The following is a 14,965-nucleotide window of genomic DNA, read 5'->3' on the forward strand; positions in this document are numbered from 1 at the left end:
CGCTCAACGCGCAGCCATGCGGATGGCGCCGTCCAGGCGGATGGTCTCGCCGTTGAGCATCGGATTGGCGATGATCTGCGTGACGAGCAGGCCGAATTCGGCGGGTGCGCCCAGGCGCGAGGGGTGAGGCACCTGCGTGCCCAGCGACGCGCGCGCCGCCTCCGGCAGCGTCGCCAGCAACGGTGTGTCGAAGATGCCGGGTGCGATGGTCACGACACGAATCTGGCTCGATGCCAGTTCCCGCGCGATGGGGAGCGTCATCCCGACGATTGCGGCTTTGGACGCCGAATATGCGGCCTGCCCGATCTGACCGTCGAACGCGGCCACGGAGGCGGTGTTGATGATCACGCCGCGCTCATCGGCGTCGGCGAGTTCGAGCTGCTGTATCCGTGCCGCGGCGAGACGAAGCACGTTGAACGTCCCCACCAGGTTGACGTCGATCGTCCGCTGGAACTTGTCGAGGGGGTACGGCCCCGTCCGCCCGACGACCTTGATCGCGTCGCCCAGCCCAGCACAGTTGGCGACGATGCGAAGCTCACCGAGCTCGGACGCCACATCGAGTGCCGCTTCCACCTGTTCCGCCGAGCGGACATCGGCCGGCGCGAACCGCACGTCGCCGGGGTGTGCGGCCTCGAACTCGGCACCTCGCGACTGCGGCAGATCGAGCACGACCACCTTCGCGCCGCCGGCGAGGAGCGCCTCCGCGGTAGCTCGGCCGAGACCGGATGCGCCCCCGGTGACGAGGGCGACAACACCGTTCAGATCCATCGAGAGTCCTTTCTCTCCGCTTCCGCGAACCAGATAACTTAGCGAGCGCTAGATAACCACACTTCGCACACCATGTCCAGCCCGCACCCGGATCGTGCGGCGTCGATCGTCAGTCAGTGCGCAGCGACCGGATATCCGACCATGCGCAGCACCAGCCGGGCATATCGCCGCGCGATGTCGGCGGGAGAGTCGCTGCCGTCTCGCTGGTACCAGCGCGGAATGGCCTGCGTGAGGCCGAGAATGGCTCGACGAGTCTCGGGGATGTCGTCGATGACGAAGAGTCCTCGCTCTGCGCCGTCGTGGAGGATCTGCTGCACCGGACGCTCCAGACGGTCGCGCACCTGCACGTACAGCGTGTGATTCTCCGGTCCGAGGTAGCGCGATTCCCCGGCATCGATCGCCGACGTGCCCGCGCTGGTGACGGAGAGCACGAGGCACTCGACGACGTTCGCGAGCTTCTCGGGAGGGTCACCGCCCTCCGCGGACGCCTGTTCGACCCGCTCGACGATGGGCTCGAGTGAGGAGGTGAGCACTGCGCGCAGGAGGCCTTCCTTGCTCGCGTAGTGGTAGTACAGCGAGGGAACCGTCAGGTTCGCGCGGCGGGCTATCTCGCGCACCGACGCGCCATGGAAGCCGTGGTCGTTGAACACTTCGAGGGCGGCGGACAGGATCGGTCCGAGCGCCGGAGGCTGCGCGTCACGCCAGTCGACCGCCATCCGCCCCTCCTCCGCTACGTGCTGAGCGACCAGCGTATAGGCCCGCACGGCGGCAGGTCCGACCGCGTTCGGGCGGGGCCACCTCTCGGCGCCCCGCCCCGCAGCGACATCAGCCGACGGGAACGGGCTCGCGCTCGAGCAGCCTCACCGTGCCGGCCGTGCCGTCCACCTCGACGAGGTCTCCGGTACGGATCCGCTTGGTCGCCTTGCCCACCGAGACCACACACGGGATGCCGAGCTCGCGACTGACGATGGCGGCGTGAGAGAACGGGGCACCGACGTCGACGATGACAGCCGCCGCGCCCACGAACAGCGGCGTCCACGACGGGTCGGTGATCGGAGCGATGAGCACCTCGCCCTGATCGAGTTCGTCGACCTCATCCGCGTTGAGCACCACCCGAGCACGCCCGCGAGCGACCCCCGAGCTTCCGGGGACGCCCGCGATCGACTCCCCCACCTCGATGGATTCAGCGCTGATCGAGGATCTCCGTTCCCATTCTTCGACGGGCGGCACATCGCCGGCGACCACGAACGGCGGGACGATGTCGAACAGGCCGACGTAGATCCGTTTGCGCTCGGCCAGTGTGGGGCCGAACGGCGCCGGATCGGCCAGGAACGCATCGAGTTCGTTCTCGAAGAGCATGAAAATGTCGTGCGCGTCGGCGATATCGCCGCGCTCGACGGCGCGACGACCCAGCTCGAGCCCTGCGAGACGGATCTCGTGGATCACCTTCGCTGCGGTGGTGCGGCCGCGTTCGCGGCCTCGCAGCCACAGCGCGGCGGCGCCCAGGATGGCCTCGAACTGACCGGCCGCCTCGTCATTGCCGGCCAGCGCCTCTCGAACGGCTGCCACCGTCGCGTCGCGCTCGGCGACGCGGCGCCCCCCGCCGACGGTCGGATCGGCATCCGCGCCGGCGCGACGCATCCGCTCGATCGCAGCCAGCGCGATCTCGGGCCGCACTCCCCATGTGTCGGCGTGGATCTCCCACTCGGATGGGCCGCGGAAATCCCACGTGGCCAGGAACTCATCCAGTGAGGAAGTGAAGCCGATCACCGACGGCTCGGCACTGGCCTCGAGCCGCTCGTACAAGCCGTCCACGCCCTGGTCGAAGAGCGCGGCCACCGCCCGGTCCTGTGCAGCGCGACTGAGGCGATACATGTCGACCGAAGGCCCGGTCGAGTCGACGTCACCGATTCCACTCACCAGAGTCAGTGCGATCTCGGGCTTGCCGATGGCGGCGGTGAACTGCGCGATGGCACCGAGCCCGACGCCCGACTTCAGGCTCGCCTCGATGTGGTGCTGGAGCAAGCGCACCAACAGGTCTTCGAACGAGACGATGCGTTCGCGCAGTTGCGCGTCCGTCAGCTGGGCGAGGTTCGGCCGGCTGGCGCGGATGCGATCGACCTCTGCCTTGTCTGTGTCATACGCCGCGAGGTCAGTCGCGCCGAGCACCTGCTCCTGGAGCCACGCGCCGGCCTTCTCGGAGAACGCAGGATCGTCATCGAAGTCGCGGCGTTCGCTCTCGTAGCTCGGGATGCCGGGCAGGTCACCGAAGTACTGCAGGTCGACGGCCTCGGCGGACATGCCAGGCACGCGTACTCCGAACAGGCGCATGAGCGACATGTTGATGTACAGATAGCTGCCGAATCCCGGGAGGATGTTCTTCTCGACCGATCGGTCGTACAGATCCTGATCCCAGACCCCGCACGCGACGAACGCCGCGCGCCATCCGGTCTCCAGGCAGTGCTGGAACCCCGCTGAGGCGTTGAGCGGACTGATGGGATCGGGGAAGATCTCGCCGACGTTCGCACGCGAATACAGCGGGAACACCTTCGAGGGCTCATCGAAAATCGGCCAGTTGGACACGGGTCCTTCTCCTTCGGATCGGGTCGAAGGCGGCGTCGGTAGGGGCGTTCATCCCCGGCGAAAGCGACGCTGCATTCGCATTTGAGTCGATACTGAACCGCAAGCGATGCCCTTGTCAAGCCTCTGATGCGGGCACAAACGGCGGTTTTCGGCATCCATCACGCTCGCACGACTGGACAGAACTGTGAACGATAAGTCACACTTACCTCGTGACGGCAACGAGGCACGAACCCGAAGAGGTGAACCATGCGCATTCTCCTGACCAACGATGACGGGGTGGGTGAGCTCGGCAACGTCATACTCGCGCAGGTGCTTCTGGATGCCGGGCACGATCTGATCGTGATCGGCCCGGCGAGCGAGCGGAGCGGCAGCGGCACGGCGATCGGCGCGATAGAGCACGGCGCGACCATCGCCCTCGAAGAACGCGTCATCGCGACTTCACCGCCCCTCACCGCGTACGCCATCGACGCACCGCCGTCGATGGCGGTCATCGCCGCCGTATCGGGAGTCTTCGGGCCGCGGCCCGACTTGGTCATCAGCGGCATCAACGCGGGCCACAACGTCGGCCGATCCATTCTCTTCTCCGGCACCGTGGGAGCTGCCGTCAGTGCGGCGGTGATGGGCATCCCCAGCATCGCGATAAGTTCCGGGTTCGCCCCGCACCACCGTTTCGACACCGCCGCGCACGTCGCCGAGCGCGTCGTGGACTGGTTCGCCGCGAGCGGGATGCCGCGCATCTGCGTCAACGTCAATGTCCCCGACGTGGATGTCGGGGAATTGCAGGGCTGCCGAGTCACCCACCTCGCACCCCGGAGCATGTTCTCGATCGAGCTGTCTCGCGAGGCCGACGCGCTGACGCTGCGGCGCAGACCCGACGGCAGACCCGTCGATGGCACGACCGACATCGACGCCCTGCTGGAGCGCAACATCTCGGTCAGCGCGCTGCGCCCTCTGGAAAGCGTCAGCGACCTCGCCTGCGCCGGACTGGCAGAGCATCTCAGCGGTGCGTATCTCAGCGAACTCGGCGACATGACACTCGGCTCTCCCCTGAAAGGTTCACTCACATGACACTGCGCACCGCAGCCCAATTCAGCGACGGTCTCCGCGACGGACGCCGGGTCATCTACCGCGGCGAGGCCGTCGCCGACGTGACCGAGTTCGAAGAGTTCGAGACGGCGATCGCGCATTCGGCGCACGGGTACTCGATCGCCGACTCGCACCCCGAGCTGGCGATCGCCTATGACGAGCACAACGCCCCATATTCCGCGTTCTATCGGGTGCCACGATCCCCTCAAGACCTGGTCGAGCGCGGCACGCTCATCGAGACGGTCTGTCGGTTCGGCGTCGGAACCATCGTGCTCAAAGAGGTCGGCAGCGATGCGCTGTTCGGTCTCCTGAGGGCGACTTCCGGGGAGGGGCACGACAACGCCGTCGCCTACTGGCAGCACGTCATCGACAACGACCTCGCGCTCGCCGTCGCGCAATCCGACGTGAAGGGCGACCGGGCGAAGGGTCCGTCGCAACAGGCCGATCCGGATCTCTACCTGCACGTGGTCGCCGAAGACGACGAGTCCATCGTCGTTCGCGGCGCGAAGGTGCACACCTCCTTCTCGGCCAACGCGGACGAATTGATCGTCATCCCGACCAGGGCGATGGGGCCGGGCGACGAAGCGTACGCCGTCGCGTTCGCGATCCCGGTGGACACCCCCGGACTGACCCTCTATGTATCGCCGTTCCTGGACGCGCCGCGGAACAGCTTCGAGCATCCGGTGTCCTCTCAGCAGAAGATGCTCGAGAGCCTCACCGTCTTCGACGACGTCCGCGTGCCCAAGTCGCGGGTTTTCCTCAACGGCGACATCGAGCGCGCCGGGCAGATCGCGCTGGCCTTCGTGGACTATCACCGCTTCACCGCGATCAACTACAAGCTGCCGCTGCTGGATGCGCTCGTGGGCGCGGCCTCGCTCGTCGCCGAGGCGAACGGGATCTCGCGCGCCGCCCACGTGCGAGCAAAGATGACGGAGCTCATCGCCTACACCGAGACCGTCCGCGGGTTCGCGCAACTCGCGGCCGTCCGTGCGTTCGAGGGCGACGGGGGCGTCTGGCTTCCCGACCCGCTGTCGACCAACCTCGCGAAGTACCATTTCGCACACGGGTTTCCCGAAGCGGTCCGCACCGTCATCGACCTGGCCGGCGGCCTCGTCGCGACAGGACCGGGCGGCGACGACTGGGCGAACCCCGAAGTGCGTCGAGTGCTCGAGAAGTACTTCGTGGGGGCCGTCCCCGCCGAGGAGCGCCTGCGGATCATCCACCTCATCGGCGACCTGTTCTCGGGCACCTGGGGCGGTTACCAGAACGTGCTCGCCACGCACGCCGAGGGCTCGCTCGAGGCCGAGAAGCTGCAGATCACCCGCTCCTTCGACGCAGAACCCGCACGCGCATACGTGCGGGAGCTGATCGCGCGCGCGACGCCGGTGCCCGCGCGGGTGTGACCGCGCGGGCGTGACCCGCGCGGTCGGCGCCGGCGAGGCTCAGCCCTCGTCGGCCTCGCTGCGCGCGCGCCCGGCGAGCAGAAGCAGGTCTTCGTGCAGTTCCATCCAGATGTCGTGGTAGCTCTCGCTCATCGGTCGGAGGAACGCCGTCGAGTCGCCCTCCTGCAGTCGAGCGAGCGCAGCATCCAATCGATTCGCGTACCGGCCCAGGCGGGGTTCCGCGGTCGATCCGGATCGCAGGAGTTCACCGACGCGGGTGTTCAGCGCCGCGACCTCAGCGATCACCGAGGCGTCATAGTCGGGGTCGTCGTGCGCGTTGGGGGTTCCGTCCGGCCTGGTCTGCCACGCCGCGCACACCCGCTTGAGATCGCCGTTGACCGGTAGGAACCCGTCGAGGGACTCTTGCACACCCCCGCGACGATCAGCGTCCGCCAAGCGCTCCGACAGGAGAGTGGCGTGCAGTTCTTTGCCCTCGGGAGTGAGGGAGGTGAACGCGATGCGTCCCTCCCGACGCTGCGCGAGGCCGGCATCGATCAGGGGTTCCCGCCGGCTCGCAACCTCTGCGACGGAGACGCCGAGCATATGGGCGTAAGCCTCATCGCTGGCACGTCCCTTCACACGGAGCGCGTGCAGGTCATCGAAGCTGATCGATGTGGGGAGCGTCGTCATCGACATGTTTTCCTCTCGATTCGGGTCGGGCTGCTACGCGGTGAGCAGCTCGTCCTGGAGTGCCTTCTTGTTCAGCTTGCCCGTGGGCAGACGCGGGAGTGAACTCACGATCATCACGCGCTTGGGCGCCTTGAAGGTCGCCAGATGCTCGCGCGCATGGGCGATCAGCTGCGCCTCGACATCTGATTCGGATGCGGTTTCGCCCGCGTCGGCGGCAAGCTCCACGACCGCGAGCACCTGCTCGCCGAATTCTGCGTTGGGTTCGCCCAGCACCACCACGTCTCGAACGAGCGGGTGCGATTGGAGCACGGCCTCGACTTCGTCGGGATAGATGTTCACACCACCCGAGACGATGGTGTACCCCTCGCGTCCTTTGAGATAGAGAAATCCGTCGTCATCGAGCGTCCCCAGGTCGCCCATGCTCTTCCACCCCGCGCGCGCGGTCGGCGATGCATCGGATTGATTCACGTACTGCTGTCCGGCGACCGCCTCGAACCAGACCGTGCCGACCGCATTCGCCGGCAGTTCGGTGCCGTCACCGTCTGTGACGTGCACTCGCGTGGCACCGAGCGGCCGCCCGACCGAGCCGACGCGCTCGCGCGCCTCCCACGGAGAGATGTAGGTGTGCCCATAGCCTTCCGAGCCGCCGTAGTACTCGTGGAGGATCGGCCCCCACCACTGGTCGATGCGCGCCTTGACCTCCGGCGAGCACGGACCACCTGAGGTCACCGCGGCCCGGTGGGTGGCGGAGAGCGGCACCTCGCCCGATTCGTGCAGGTCGAGCAGACGGATGAGCATGGTCGGCACCCACTGCGAGAGGGTCACGCCGTGATCCGTGATGGCGCGCATGGCCGCCGCGGCATCGAACTTCTCGAGGCAGACGATCGTGCCGCCGAGCGTGAGCGTCGCCAGCTGGAAGGTGAAGGGCGCGGCGTGATAGTTCGGGGCGGGTGAGAGCAGCACAGCCGACGGCCCGATGCCGAGGCGTTGCATGAGCTCACCGTGGCGCGCGGGGGCGTGCGCGGGGTGAACGCCCAGCAGCTTCTGACGGAATGCCTTCGGCTTGCCCGTCGTCCCACCGCTGTAGAGCACGCGCGCCCCGAAGGATTCGTCCGGGATGGGGGTGGTCGGCATGGCTGCCAGCTCGTCGTCGAAGCCGAGGAAACCTTCCGCCCCGCCACCGACGCACAGTCGCACGCAGGGGCGATCCCCGAGCGCCGCAGACACCGTCGCGGCAAGCTGCGGACTCGTGATGACCGCCGCCGGCTTCGCTTCGCTGATGAGCGCTTCGAGTTCGGCGGCACGAAGGTGGGAGTTGACGGGGGTGACGTACAGGCCTGATCGCATGCCGGCCGCGACCGCCACCGGCCACTCGATACGATTCTCGAGCACCAGAAGCAGCGTGTCGCCCTCCACGAGACCTGCCAGGCGCAGACGCTGCGCCAACTGGTTCGATGCCCGATCGAGGGCGAGGTAGGTCAATGCAGCCCCTGACCCGGCCATCACATACGCGAGGCGATCGGGATCGGTGCGTGCGATCGTTGCCGGATACATCGGACTCCATCGTCGTCAGCAGCTGAGACAGCTGCAGTGCAGAGCATCGGTTTGTGAAACTCTCGTCACTGTTTGAATCAGGGTATCTTGCTTGTCTCCCGGAGACAAGCGGAGGCGTTCGTGCCGCATTATCGTAGTCGATGAGTCACTCGAGTGTTCCGCGCGGGGCACTTCCCTCCGCGGTCACGATATGGTTTAGTGAAGAAGTAATCACAAAAGCAAGGAGGCGTTGTGATGGGTGATGCAGCAGTGGATCTCATGGATCTCGCGCCCTTCGAAAGCGGCACGGACGGTGAGCTGTTCGCCGCGCTCCGCGCACAGGCACCGCTCCACTGGAACGACGAGCCGAACGGCCCCGGCTTCTGGTCGGTCACTCGCTACGACGACGTGAAGAGCGTCGCGAGCGACCCCGCACTGTTCACCGTCGTGGACGGCACGCAGATCCAGAGCCGGCGGGCGGAGGGCGAGGGTGCGCGCAGCATCCACCACGTCGATCCCCCCGAGCACGGACCGCTGCGGAAGATCGCGGCAACCCACATCCGCCCCACGCGAATTCGCGAGCTCGAACCCGACATCGTCGACGTCATCGACGAGCTGCTCGATCGCGCCGAGAGCCGGGGATCGCTCGATTTCGTCGCCGACATCGCCGCGCAGCTTCCTCTGGTGATGATCGGACGACTGCTCGGCGCCCCCCTGGAAGACTGCCCTCACCTGTTGCGGTGGACCAACCAGATGGCCTCGGAGGACCCCGACTACTCATCCGGGCCAGAGACGGCGGCCACGGCGCGGGATGAGGTTTTCGACTACTTCCGTGGGCTGGAGAAGCAGCGTCGCGTGCATCCGACCGGTGATCTCGTCAGCGTCTTGGCCGCGGCCGAACTCGACGGGGTGCCGCTGTCCCGCGGATATCTCGACGCGTACTACCTCGTCATCATGGTGGCGGGCAACGAGACCACCCGCAACCTGCTCTCGGGCGGCGTCGCTGCCCTGGCGGAGAACCCGCAGTGGTGGGACTTCATGCGCCAGAATCCCGACCAGATCAGGGTCGTGGTCGAAGAGATGGTGCGCTGGGTGACGCCGGTGATCTCGATGCGACGCACCGCGACACGCGACGTCGAGATGCACGACACGCTGATCCACGCGGGCGACAAGGTGGTGATGTGGTTCGCCTCGGCGAACCGAGATGAGCGTGCGTTCGAAAATCCTGACACCTTCATCGGCGACCGCTTCCCGAACGAGCACCTGGGTTTCGGATGGGGAACACACGGATGCCTCGGTGCGAACCTCGCGCGCCTGGAGGCCCGCCTGTTCTTCGAGCGCGTCATCCAGCGCGGACTGGCGATCGATCTGGACGCACCGCCCGCGCGTTTGCGGAGCAACTTCTTCCGCGGCGTGAAACGACTCCCCACGACGATTCGGACCATCGATGCCTGAGCTGACCATCGAAGAGGATGCGGTATCGCTGATCGACGGCGCACCCAGCTCCGCCGTCGGGCGCCGAGTGGGGGTGCGCAGCGCCTACACGCAGCAGATCATCGGCGAGGTCGTCGAAGCGGACGACGCCGTGGTGGATCGCGCCGTGCGAGGCGCTCGGCACGCGTTCACCGACTGGAGTGCGCGCTCGCTGGACGAGCGGGCACAGATCGTGCGGCGCGCGGCCGACATCATCGATGAGCAGGGCGAGGGGATCGCCGACCTCGTGACGGCGGAGATGGGCATGCCGATCGAGCTGGCACGGGTGACGCAGTGGAGGCTCCCGGCCAGCGTCCTTCGCACCGCCGCGGACCGCGTCGCAGACGTGCACTGGACCGAGCAGATTCCCGGTGCGACCCTGCACCGCCGACCCAGCGGAGTCGTCGCCGCGATCAGCCCCTGGAACATGCCCACCTATCAGACCGTCGCGAAAGTCGCCGGCGCGCTCGTGGCCGGATGCACGGTGGTCATCAAGCCTTCCGTGCAGACCCCGTTCGACGCCGCGCTCTTCGTGCGGCTGCTTCACACCGCCGGCGTGCCCGCCGGCGCGGTGCAGCTGGTGCAGGGCTCCGGCTCGGTGACCGGAGCGGCGCTGTCGCGGCATCCGGGTGTCAACCACGTGTCGTTCACCGGAAGCGTCGAGGCGGGCAAGACCGTGGCAGGTCTCGCCGCCACCACGCTCGCGCGCTGCACCCTCGAGCTGGGCGGAAAATCGCCCGCCGTCATCCTTCCCGGCTCCGACCTGGAGCGGGTGGTTCCCGCCGTGCTCGCCAGCGGCCTGGTCAACGCCGGCCAAGCCTGCAATGCCACCACGCGCGTGCTGGTGCCCAGAGAGCATCTCGGAGCGGTCGAAGAGCTCATCCGGGCTCAGGTGAGCTCGTTCACGATGGGTGACCCGTTCGACCCGGCCACGCGCATCGGACCGCTGTCGAGCATCGCGCACGGCGAGGGTGTGCTCGGCTTCATCCAGCGCGCCCTCACCGACGGCGGCCGACTGATCGCCGGAGCGCCCGAGCGCGCCCAGGGGCTCGGGCCGGGTATGTTCATCGCGCCCACCGTCATCGCGGATCTTCCCCGGCATGCGGAGGCCGTCCAGGAGGAGATCTTCGGACCGGTGCTGGTCTTCCAGCCCTACGACGGGGTCGATGACGCGATCGCGACCGCCAACGACACGCGCTTCGGGCTGTCTGCCGAGGTCTGGGGTCTTCCCGACGAAGCCGTCGCGGTGGCGGGACGAATCCGTGCCGGTCAGGTGAAGGTGAACGGAGTGCGCACCCGCGAGCGGCCAGGCGTGCCGTTCGGCGGTGTCGGCGACTCGGGCTACGGACGCGAACTCGGCGCCCTCGGCATCGAAGAGTTCACCGATGTGTCGGCGGTGATGGCATGACTCGAACGATCCTCGTGACCGGAGCGGCGTCGGGCATCGGCTCGGCCCTGGTCGATCGGCTCGTCGCATCCGGCGACGCGGTCATCGGATGGGACCTCCGGGCGGGCGGGAACCCCCGCGCAGCATACGACGTGGTCGACCTCGCCGATCACGACGCGATCTCGCGGGCCGCAGCATCCCTGCCCACGATCGTCCACGCCGTTGCGAACGTCGCGGGCATTCCGGGTACGCATGACCCGTTGCAGGTGCTGCGCGTGAACGTGCTCGGCCCGAACCGCGTCGTGGAGGCGGTGCTCGATCGGATGCCGGAGGGCGGTGCCATCGTGAATGTCGCCTCTCTGGCGGCCGACCGCAACGAGGTCGAACCCGCCGGGATCGACGCCCTCCTGCGGGCGCGACACGAACAGGATCTCGCGGCCTGGCTCTCCGAGTGGATGCTGGACGGCCCGGCGGCCTACGACACGTCCAAGCGCGTCCTCGTCGACTACTCCACACTGCTCGCGAGCACCCTCGTGCCGCGGGGAATCCGGGTGGTCGTCGTGAGCCCAGGGCCGATCGAAACCCCCATCCTGGCCGATTTCCGGCGATCGATGGGCGAGGACGCCATCGCTCGTGCCGGCCTCGCCGTCGGTCGTCACGGCCGTCCGGACGAAGTCGCCGCAGCGGTCGCCTTCGCGCTGTCACCCGATGCGTCCTGGATCAACGGCATCGAGATCCGCGTCGACGGCGGTCTCACGGCGCTGCGCGCTGCGGACGAACTCACCTCGCACGAAGGAACTTCGAAATGACCCCCCACGTCTACCCACTCGACGGCACCGTCGAGCACACGCGCGCCGACATCGGCGGCAAGGCCTTCAGCGTGAACGAGATGCGACGACTCGGCCTGCCCGTTCCGCCCGCGTTCGTCCTGCCGACCGCCGAGTGCGCGCAGTACCGGAACGCGGGCAACACCCTCGGTGCCGAGGCGTGGGATCAGATCGTCGCCGCGATCGGCGAGCTGGAGAGCGCCACCGGCCGTCAGTTCGGCCGCGGGCCGTCGCCGCTGCTGGTGTCGGTGCGTTCCGGCGCAGCCGAGAGCATGCCCGGCATGATGGACACCGTGCTGAATCTGGGGCTCAACGACGAACTGGTCACCGCGCTGACCGCCGAATCCGGAGACGAGGCGTGGGCGGTCGACACCTGGCATCGGTTCCGCGAGAGCTATGCCACGATCGTGGCGGGCGACCCAGGAGCAGAGCCCCCCGCTGATCCGTGGCAGCAGTTGCGAACCGCGATCGGGGCCGTCTTCCAATCGTGGGACAGCACGAGGGCGGTCGCCTACCGGCACCGCCATGGGATGGAGAATCTGTCGGGCACCGCGGTGACCGTGCAGGCGATGGTGTTCGGCAATCGGGATGCCGACTCCGGCACCGGTGTGCTGTTCAGCCGCAATCCGTCGACGGGCGCCGCCGAGCCGACCGGCGACTGGCTGGCACGCGCCCAGGGTGAAGAGGTGGTCTCGGGCGCCCGAACGCCCGAGACACTGGAGGCATTCGCCGTCGCGCACGAGGAGCTGCATCAGGAGCTGTTGCGGGTGTCGTCGCTCGTCGAGCACGAGTTGCGCGACATGGCCGATATCGAGTTCACGGTCGAAAGCGGTCGGCTCTACGTGCTGCAGAGTCGCGTGGGCAAGCGCTCGCCGGCGGCGGCGGTGCGGATCGCGGTAGACCTCGTCCACGAGGGAACGATCGAACGGGCCGAGGCCGTCGAGCGGATGTCGGGCGAACACGCAGCTCGCCTCGCCGACACGAACGCCATCGACGCGTCGGCGCCGGTGATCGCCTCCGGAACCGGCATCGGCACGGGGATCGCGTCGGGTATCGCCGTGACCGACCTGGACGAGGCCGAGGACCGTGCGGCATCCGGGGTCGATGTCGTTCTCGTCCGCGGCATGACCGCCCCCGACGATGTTCCCACCATGTTCCAGTCGGTGGCCGTCGTCACCGAGACCGGCGGACCCACCTCGCATGCCGCTCTGGTCTGTCGTGAAATCGGCTTGCCCTGCGTCGTCGGATGCGGGGAGGGCACAATTTCTGCTCTAGTCGGAAAGCTCGTCACCGTCGATGGCACCTCGGGCCTGATCTACGAGGGGGTCTCCGGCACCGGCACCGCCTCGATCGATCCGAATCTCGCCGAATTCCTCTCCTACCTCAGCTGGCCGGTTCCCGCCGAGCACCCGCTCGCCCCTCTTGCTCACCTGGCGCCGACGATGGGAGTGGCACGATGACCGACCCGGTAGAGGGACGCACGCGCGCCTACGCGGAGCGGGTGCTCGTCGAAAGCGGACTGCTCGATGAGACCGCCGCCCCCCTCAAGCGGTCGAACCGGCGGGGAGAAGCCACGCGGGAGCGCATTCTCGCCGCGGCGGTGGACTGCTTCACGGAGTACGGCTACACGAAGACCCGCGTCTCCGACATCACCCATCGAGCCGGCACCGCCCAGGGCAATTTCTATCGTCATTTCACCTCGCTCGATGACGTATTCCTCGCGGCCCTGGCGCCCGCGCTCGATGAGCTCGCCACATCCTCCGGCCGTCAGGACCGCCGCCACGGCGAACTGCGAAGTCTGATCGAATCGAGCACCGCGTACCTGAATGCCTACGCGCGGCACCGGCACATGCTGAGGCTTCTGCGCGAAGCGGCAGCCGTCGGCGGCAACGACGGCTTCCGCACCCTGTGGCTGCGAGTGCGCCAGGACTACATCGACCGCACGCTGCGGTGGCTCGACAGGCTCGAGCAACGCGGGATTCTTCCCACCGGCGAAGACAAGTCGATGCTGGCCGAGATGCTCGGCTGCATGACCGAACAGGTCGCCTACGTGCACATCGGCATGGCCGTCACCGCGCCGCGCCGCGAAGAGATCGAACGGCTCGGCACGGCGCTCGGCTCCGCATGGTTTCGTGCGGTACCGAGGCTCGAAGACGACGGCGTGGCGACGGAGCAGGGGCCACGATGACGGTTCCCGCACGCGCCACCGCACGCCGGGTTCGGCAGCTCGGAGCCGATTTGGCGATCGCACGGGTCGTTCGCGAAACAGCAGATGCCGTTTCTGTCTCGTTCGAGGTGCCGCCCGAACTCGCCGACGATTTCGCCTATCGCGCGGGGCAGTTCGTGACGGTTCGCGTCCCGATCGGCGAGGCCGGCTACGCGCGGTCGTACTCGTTGTCGAGCGCCCCGGGTGTCGACGAACTCCTCACGATCACCGTCAAGCGTGCGCCTGGCGGCCGCGCCTCCGGGTGGCTGGTCGACAATGCAGAACCGGGCATGACGCTGCGGGTGCTGCCTCCTTCGGGATTGTTCACCGTCGGCGAGAGCGCACGTGACCTGCTCCTCATCGCGGCGGGCAGTGGTATGACGCCGGTCTTCTCGATTCTCAAGACAGCGTTGGCGACGGGCACCGGCCACGTGACCCTCGTGGCCAGCCACCGCTCCCCCGCTGACGCACTCTTCTCGGCCGAACTCGCAGATCTGGAACACCGTCATCCCGACACGCTCACGGTCATCGATCGATTCACCTCGCACGAAGGGCGTCTCACACCGGACCAGCTGCGGGATGCCATCTCGTCGGCCCGCTGGCAGGACGCCTTCATCTGCGGCCCGGAGACGTTCATGGCCACCGCCCGGCAAGCGCTCGGCTCGACGCCCACTCATCGAGTGCACCTCGAGCAGTTCACGAGCATCGAAGGCGACCCGTTCGAACTGGAAGAGGTCGCCACCGACGCGGCGACGGGGCTGAACGCGGAGGTCACCCTCGATGGCCAGACGCACTCGGTCCAGTGGCCCGCCGAGGCGACGCTCGTCGATGTGCTCCTCAGTCGCGGCATCCGCGTGCCCTACTCGTGTCGCGAGGGCGACTGCGGGTCGTGCATGTCGAAGCTCGTTCGAGGTCGCGTGGAGATGGCATGCACCGACGCGCTCGAAGAGGAAGACATCGAGGATGGATTCATCCTGGCCTGCCAGGCGCGACCCGTCGAAGGGCCTCTCCAGGTCGACTTCTGAGCGCC

General features: G+C 67.7%; 13 protein-coding genes. 8 read left to right on the top strand and 5 right to left on the bottom strand.

Going from position 1 to position 14,965, the window contains the following annotated elements; translation table 11 throughout:
- Positions 1-3: 3 nt before the first annotated feature.
- The 3 genes from ACFE6Z_RS07440 to ACFE6Z_RS07450 form a co-directional block, all read right to left on the bottom strand.
- Complete coding sequence (locus ACFE6Z_RS07440) at positions 4-768, bottom strand: 3-hydroxyacyl-CoA dehydrogenase (RefSeq protein ID WP_375385089.1); 765 nt, start codon at positions 766-768, stop codon at positions 4-6.
- A gap of 113 nt (positions 769-881) precedes the next feature.
- Positions 882-1,484, bottom strand: coding sequence for a TetR/AcrR family transcriptional regulator (locus tag ACFE6Z_RS07445; RefSeq protein ID WP_375385090.1), 603 nt, complete (start codon positions 1,482-1,484; stop codon positions 882-884).
- A gap of 109 nt (positions 1,485-1,593) precedes the next feature.
- Positions 1,594-3,351, bottom strand: coding sequence for a PEP-utilizing enzyme (locus ACFE6Z_RS07450; RefSeq protein ID WP_375385091.1), 1,758 nt, complete (start codon positions 3,349-3,351; stop codon positions 1,594-1,596).
- Positions 3,352-3,597: 246 nt separating this feature from the next.
- Here ACFE6Z_RS07450 and surE point away from each other — a divergent pair, with 246 nt between their 5' ends.
- Together surE and ACFE6Z_RS07460 are read left to right on the top strand one after the other, a co-directional pair.
- The gene (gene surE / locus ACFE6Z_RS07455) at positions 3,598-4,419 is read left to right on the top strand and encodes a 5'/3'-nucleotidase SurE (RefSeq protein ID WP_375385092.1); all 822 of its coding nucleotides are present in this window, start codon (positions 3,598-3,600) and stop codon (positions 4,417-4,419) included.
- Positions 4,416-5,840 (top strand): 4-hydroxyphenylacetate 3-hydroxylase N-terminal domain-containing protein, encoded by a 1,425-nt coding sequence (locus ACFE6Z_RS07460; protein WP_375385093.1) that lies wholly within the window; start codon positions 4,416-4,418, stop codon positions 5,838-5,840. The genes surE and ACFE6Z_RS07460 overlap by 4 nt, the downstream gene beginning before the upstream one ends.
- Positions 5,841-5,879: 39 nt before the next feature.
- Here the strand turns inward: ACFE6Z_RS07460 and ACFE6Z_RS07465 are convergent, their stop codons facing one another.
- Positions 5,880-6,509, bottom strand: coding sequence for a hypothetical protein (locus ACFE6Z_RS07465; protein WP_375385094.1), 630 nt, complete (start codon positions 6,507-6,509; stop codon positions 5,880-5,882).
- Between the two features lie 33 nt (positions 6,510-6,542).
- On the bottom strand, positions 6,543-8,063 hold the full coding sequence (locus tag ACFE6Z_RS07470) for an AMP-binding protein (protein WP_375385095.1): 1,521 nt from the start codon (positions 8,061-8,063) through the stop codon (positions 6,543-6,545).
- 234 nt (positions 8,064-8,297) lie between these two features.
- Here ACFE6Z_RS07470 and ACFE6Z_RS07475 point away from each other — a divergent pair, with 234 nt between their 5' ends.
- The 6 genes from ACFE6Z_RS07475 to ACFE6Z_RS07500 are packed head-to-tail and all read left to right on the top strand — an operon-like array spanning position 8,298 to position 14,960.
- Positions 8,298-9,497 carry a cytochrome P450 gene (locus tag ACFE6Z_RS07475; protein ID WP_375385096.1) on the top strand — a complete coding sequence of 400 codons (1,200 nt, stop codon included), beginning with the start codon at positions 8,298-8,300 and terminating at the stop codon, positions 9,495-9,497.
- Positions 9,490-10,923: an aldehyde dehydrogenase family protein gene (locus ACFE6Z_RS07480; RefSeq protein WP_375385097.1), complete on the top strand. Its 1,434-nt coding sequence runs from the start codon at positions 9,490-9,492 to the stop codon at positions 10,921-10,923. Before ACFE6Z_RS07475 ends, ACFE6Z_RS07480 begins: the two co-directional genes overlap by 8 nt.
- A complete protein-coding gene (locus ACFE6Z_RS07485) occupies positions 10,920-11,711 on the top strand; it encodes an SDR family oxidoreductase (RefSeq protein ID WP_375385098.1) in 792 nt (263 codons plus the stop codon). Before ACFE6Z_RS07480 ends, ACFE6Z_RS07485 begins: the two co-directional genes overlap by 4 nt.
- Positions 11,708-13,189 (top strand): pyruvate, phosphate dikinase, encoded by a 1,482-nt coding sequence (locus tag ACFE6Z_RS07490; RefSeq protein WP_375385099.1) that lies wholly within the window; start codon positions 11,708-11,710, stop codon positions 13,187-13,189. Before ACFE6Z_RS07485 ends, ACFE6Z_RS07490 begins: the two co-directional genes overlap by 4 nt.
- Positions 13,186-13,917 (top strand): TetR/AcrR family transcriptional regulator, encoded by a 732-nt coding sequence (locus tag ACFE6Z_RS07495; RefSeq protein ID WP_375385100.1) that lies wholly within the window; start codon positions 13,186-13,188, stop codon positions 13,915-13,917. The genes ACFE6Z_RS07490 and ACFE6Z_RS07495 overlap by 4 nt, the downstream gene beginning before the upstream one ends.
- Positions 13,914-14,960, top strand: a complete 1,047-nt coding sequence (locus ACFE6Z_RS07500; RefSeq protein ID WP_375385101.1) for a 2Fe-2S iron-sulfur cluster-binding protein — start codon at positions 13,914-13,916, stop codon at positions 14,958-14,960. The genes ACFE6Z_RS07495 and ACFE6Z_RS07500 overlap by 4 nt, the downstream gene beginning before the upstream one ends.
- Positions 14,961-14,965 lie beyond the last annotated feature (5 nt).

The sequence above is a fragment of the uncultured Microbacterium sp. genome, assembly GCF_964244775.1.
Lineage (GTDB): Bacteria > Actinomycetota > Actinomycetes > Actinomycetales > Microbacteriaceae > Microbacterium.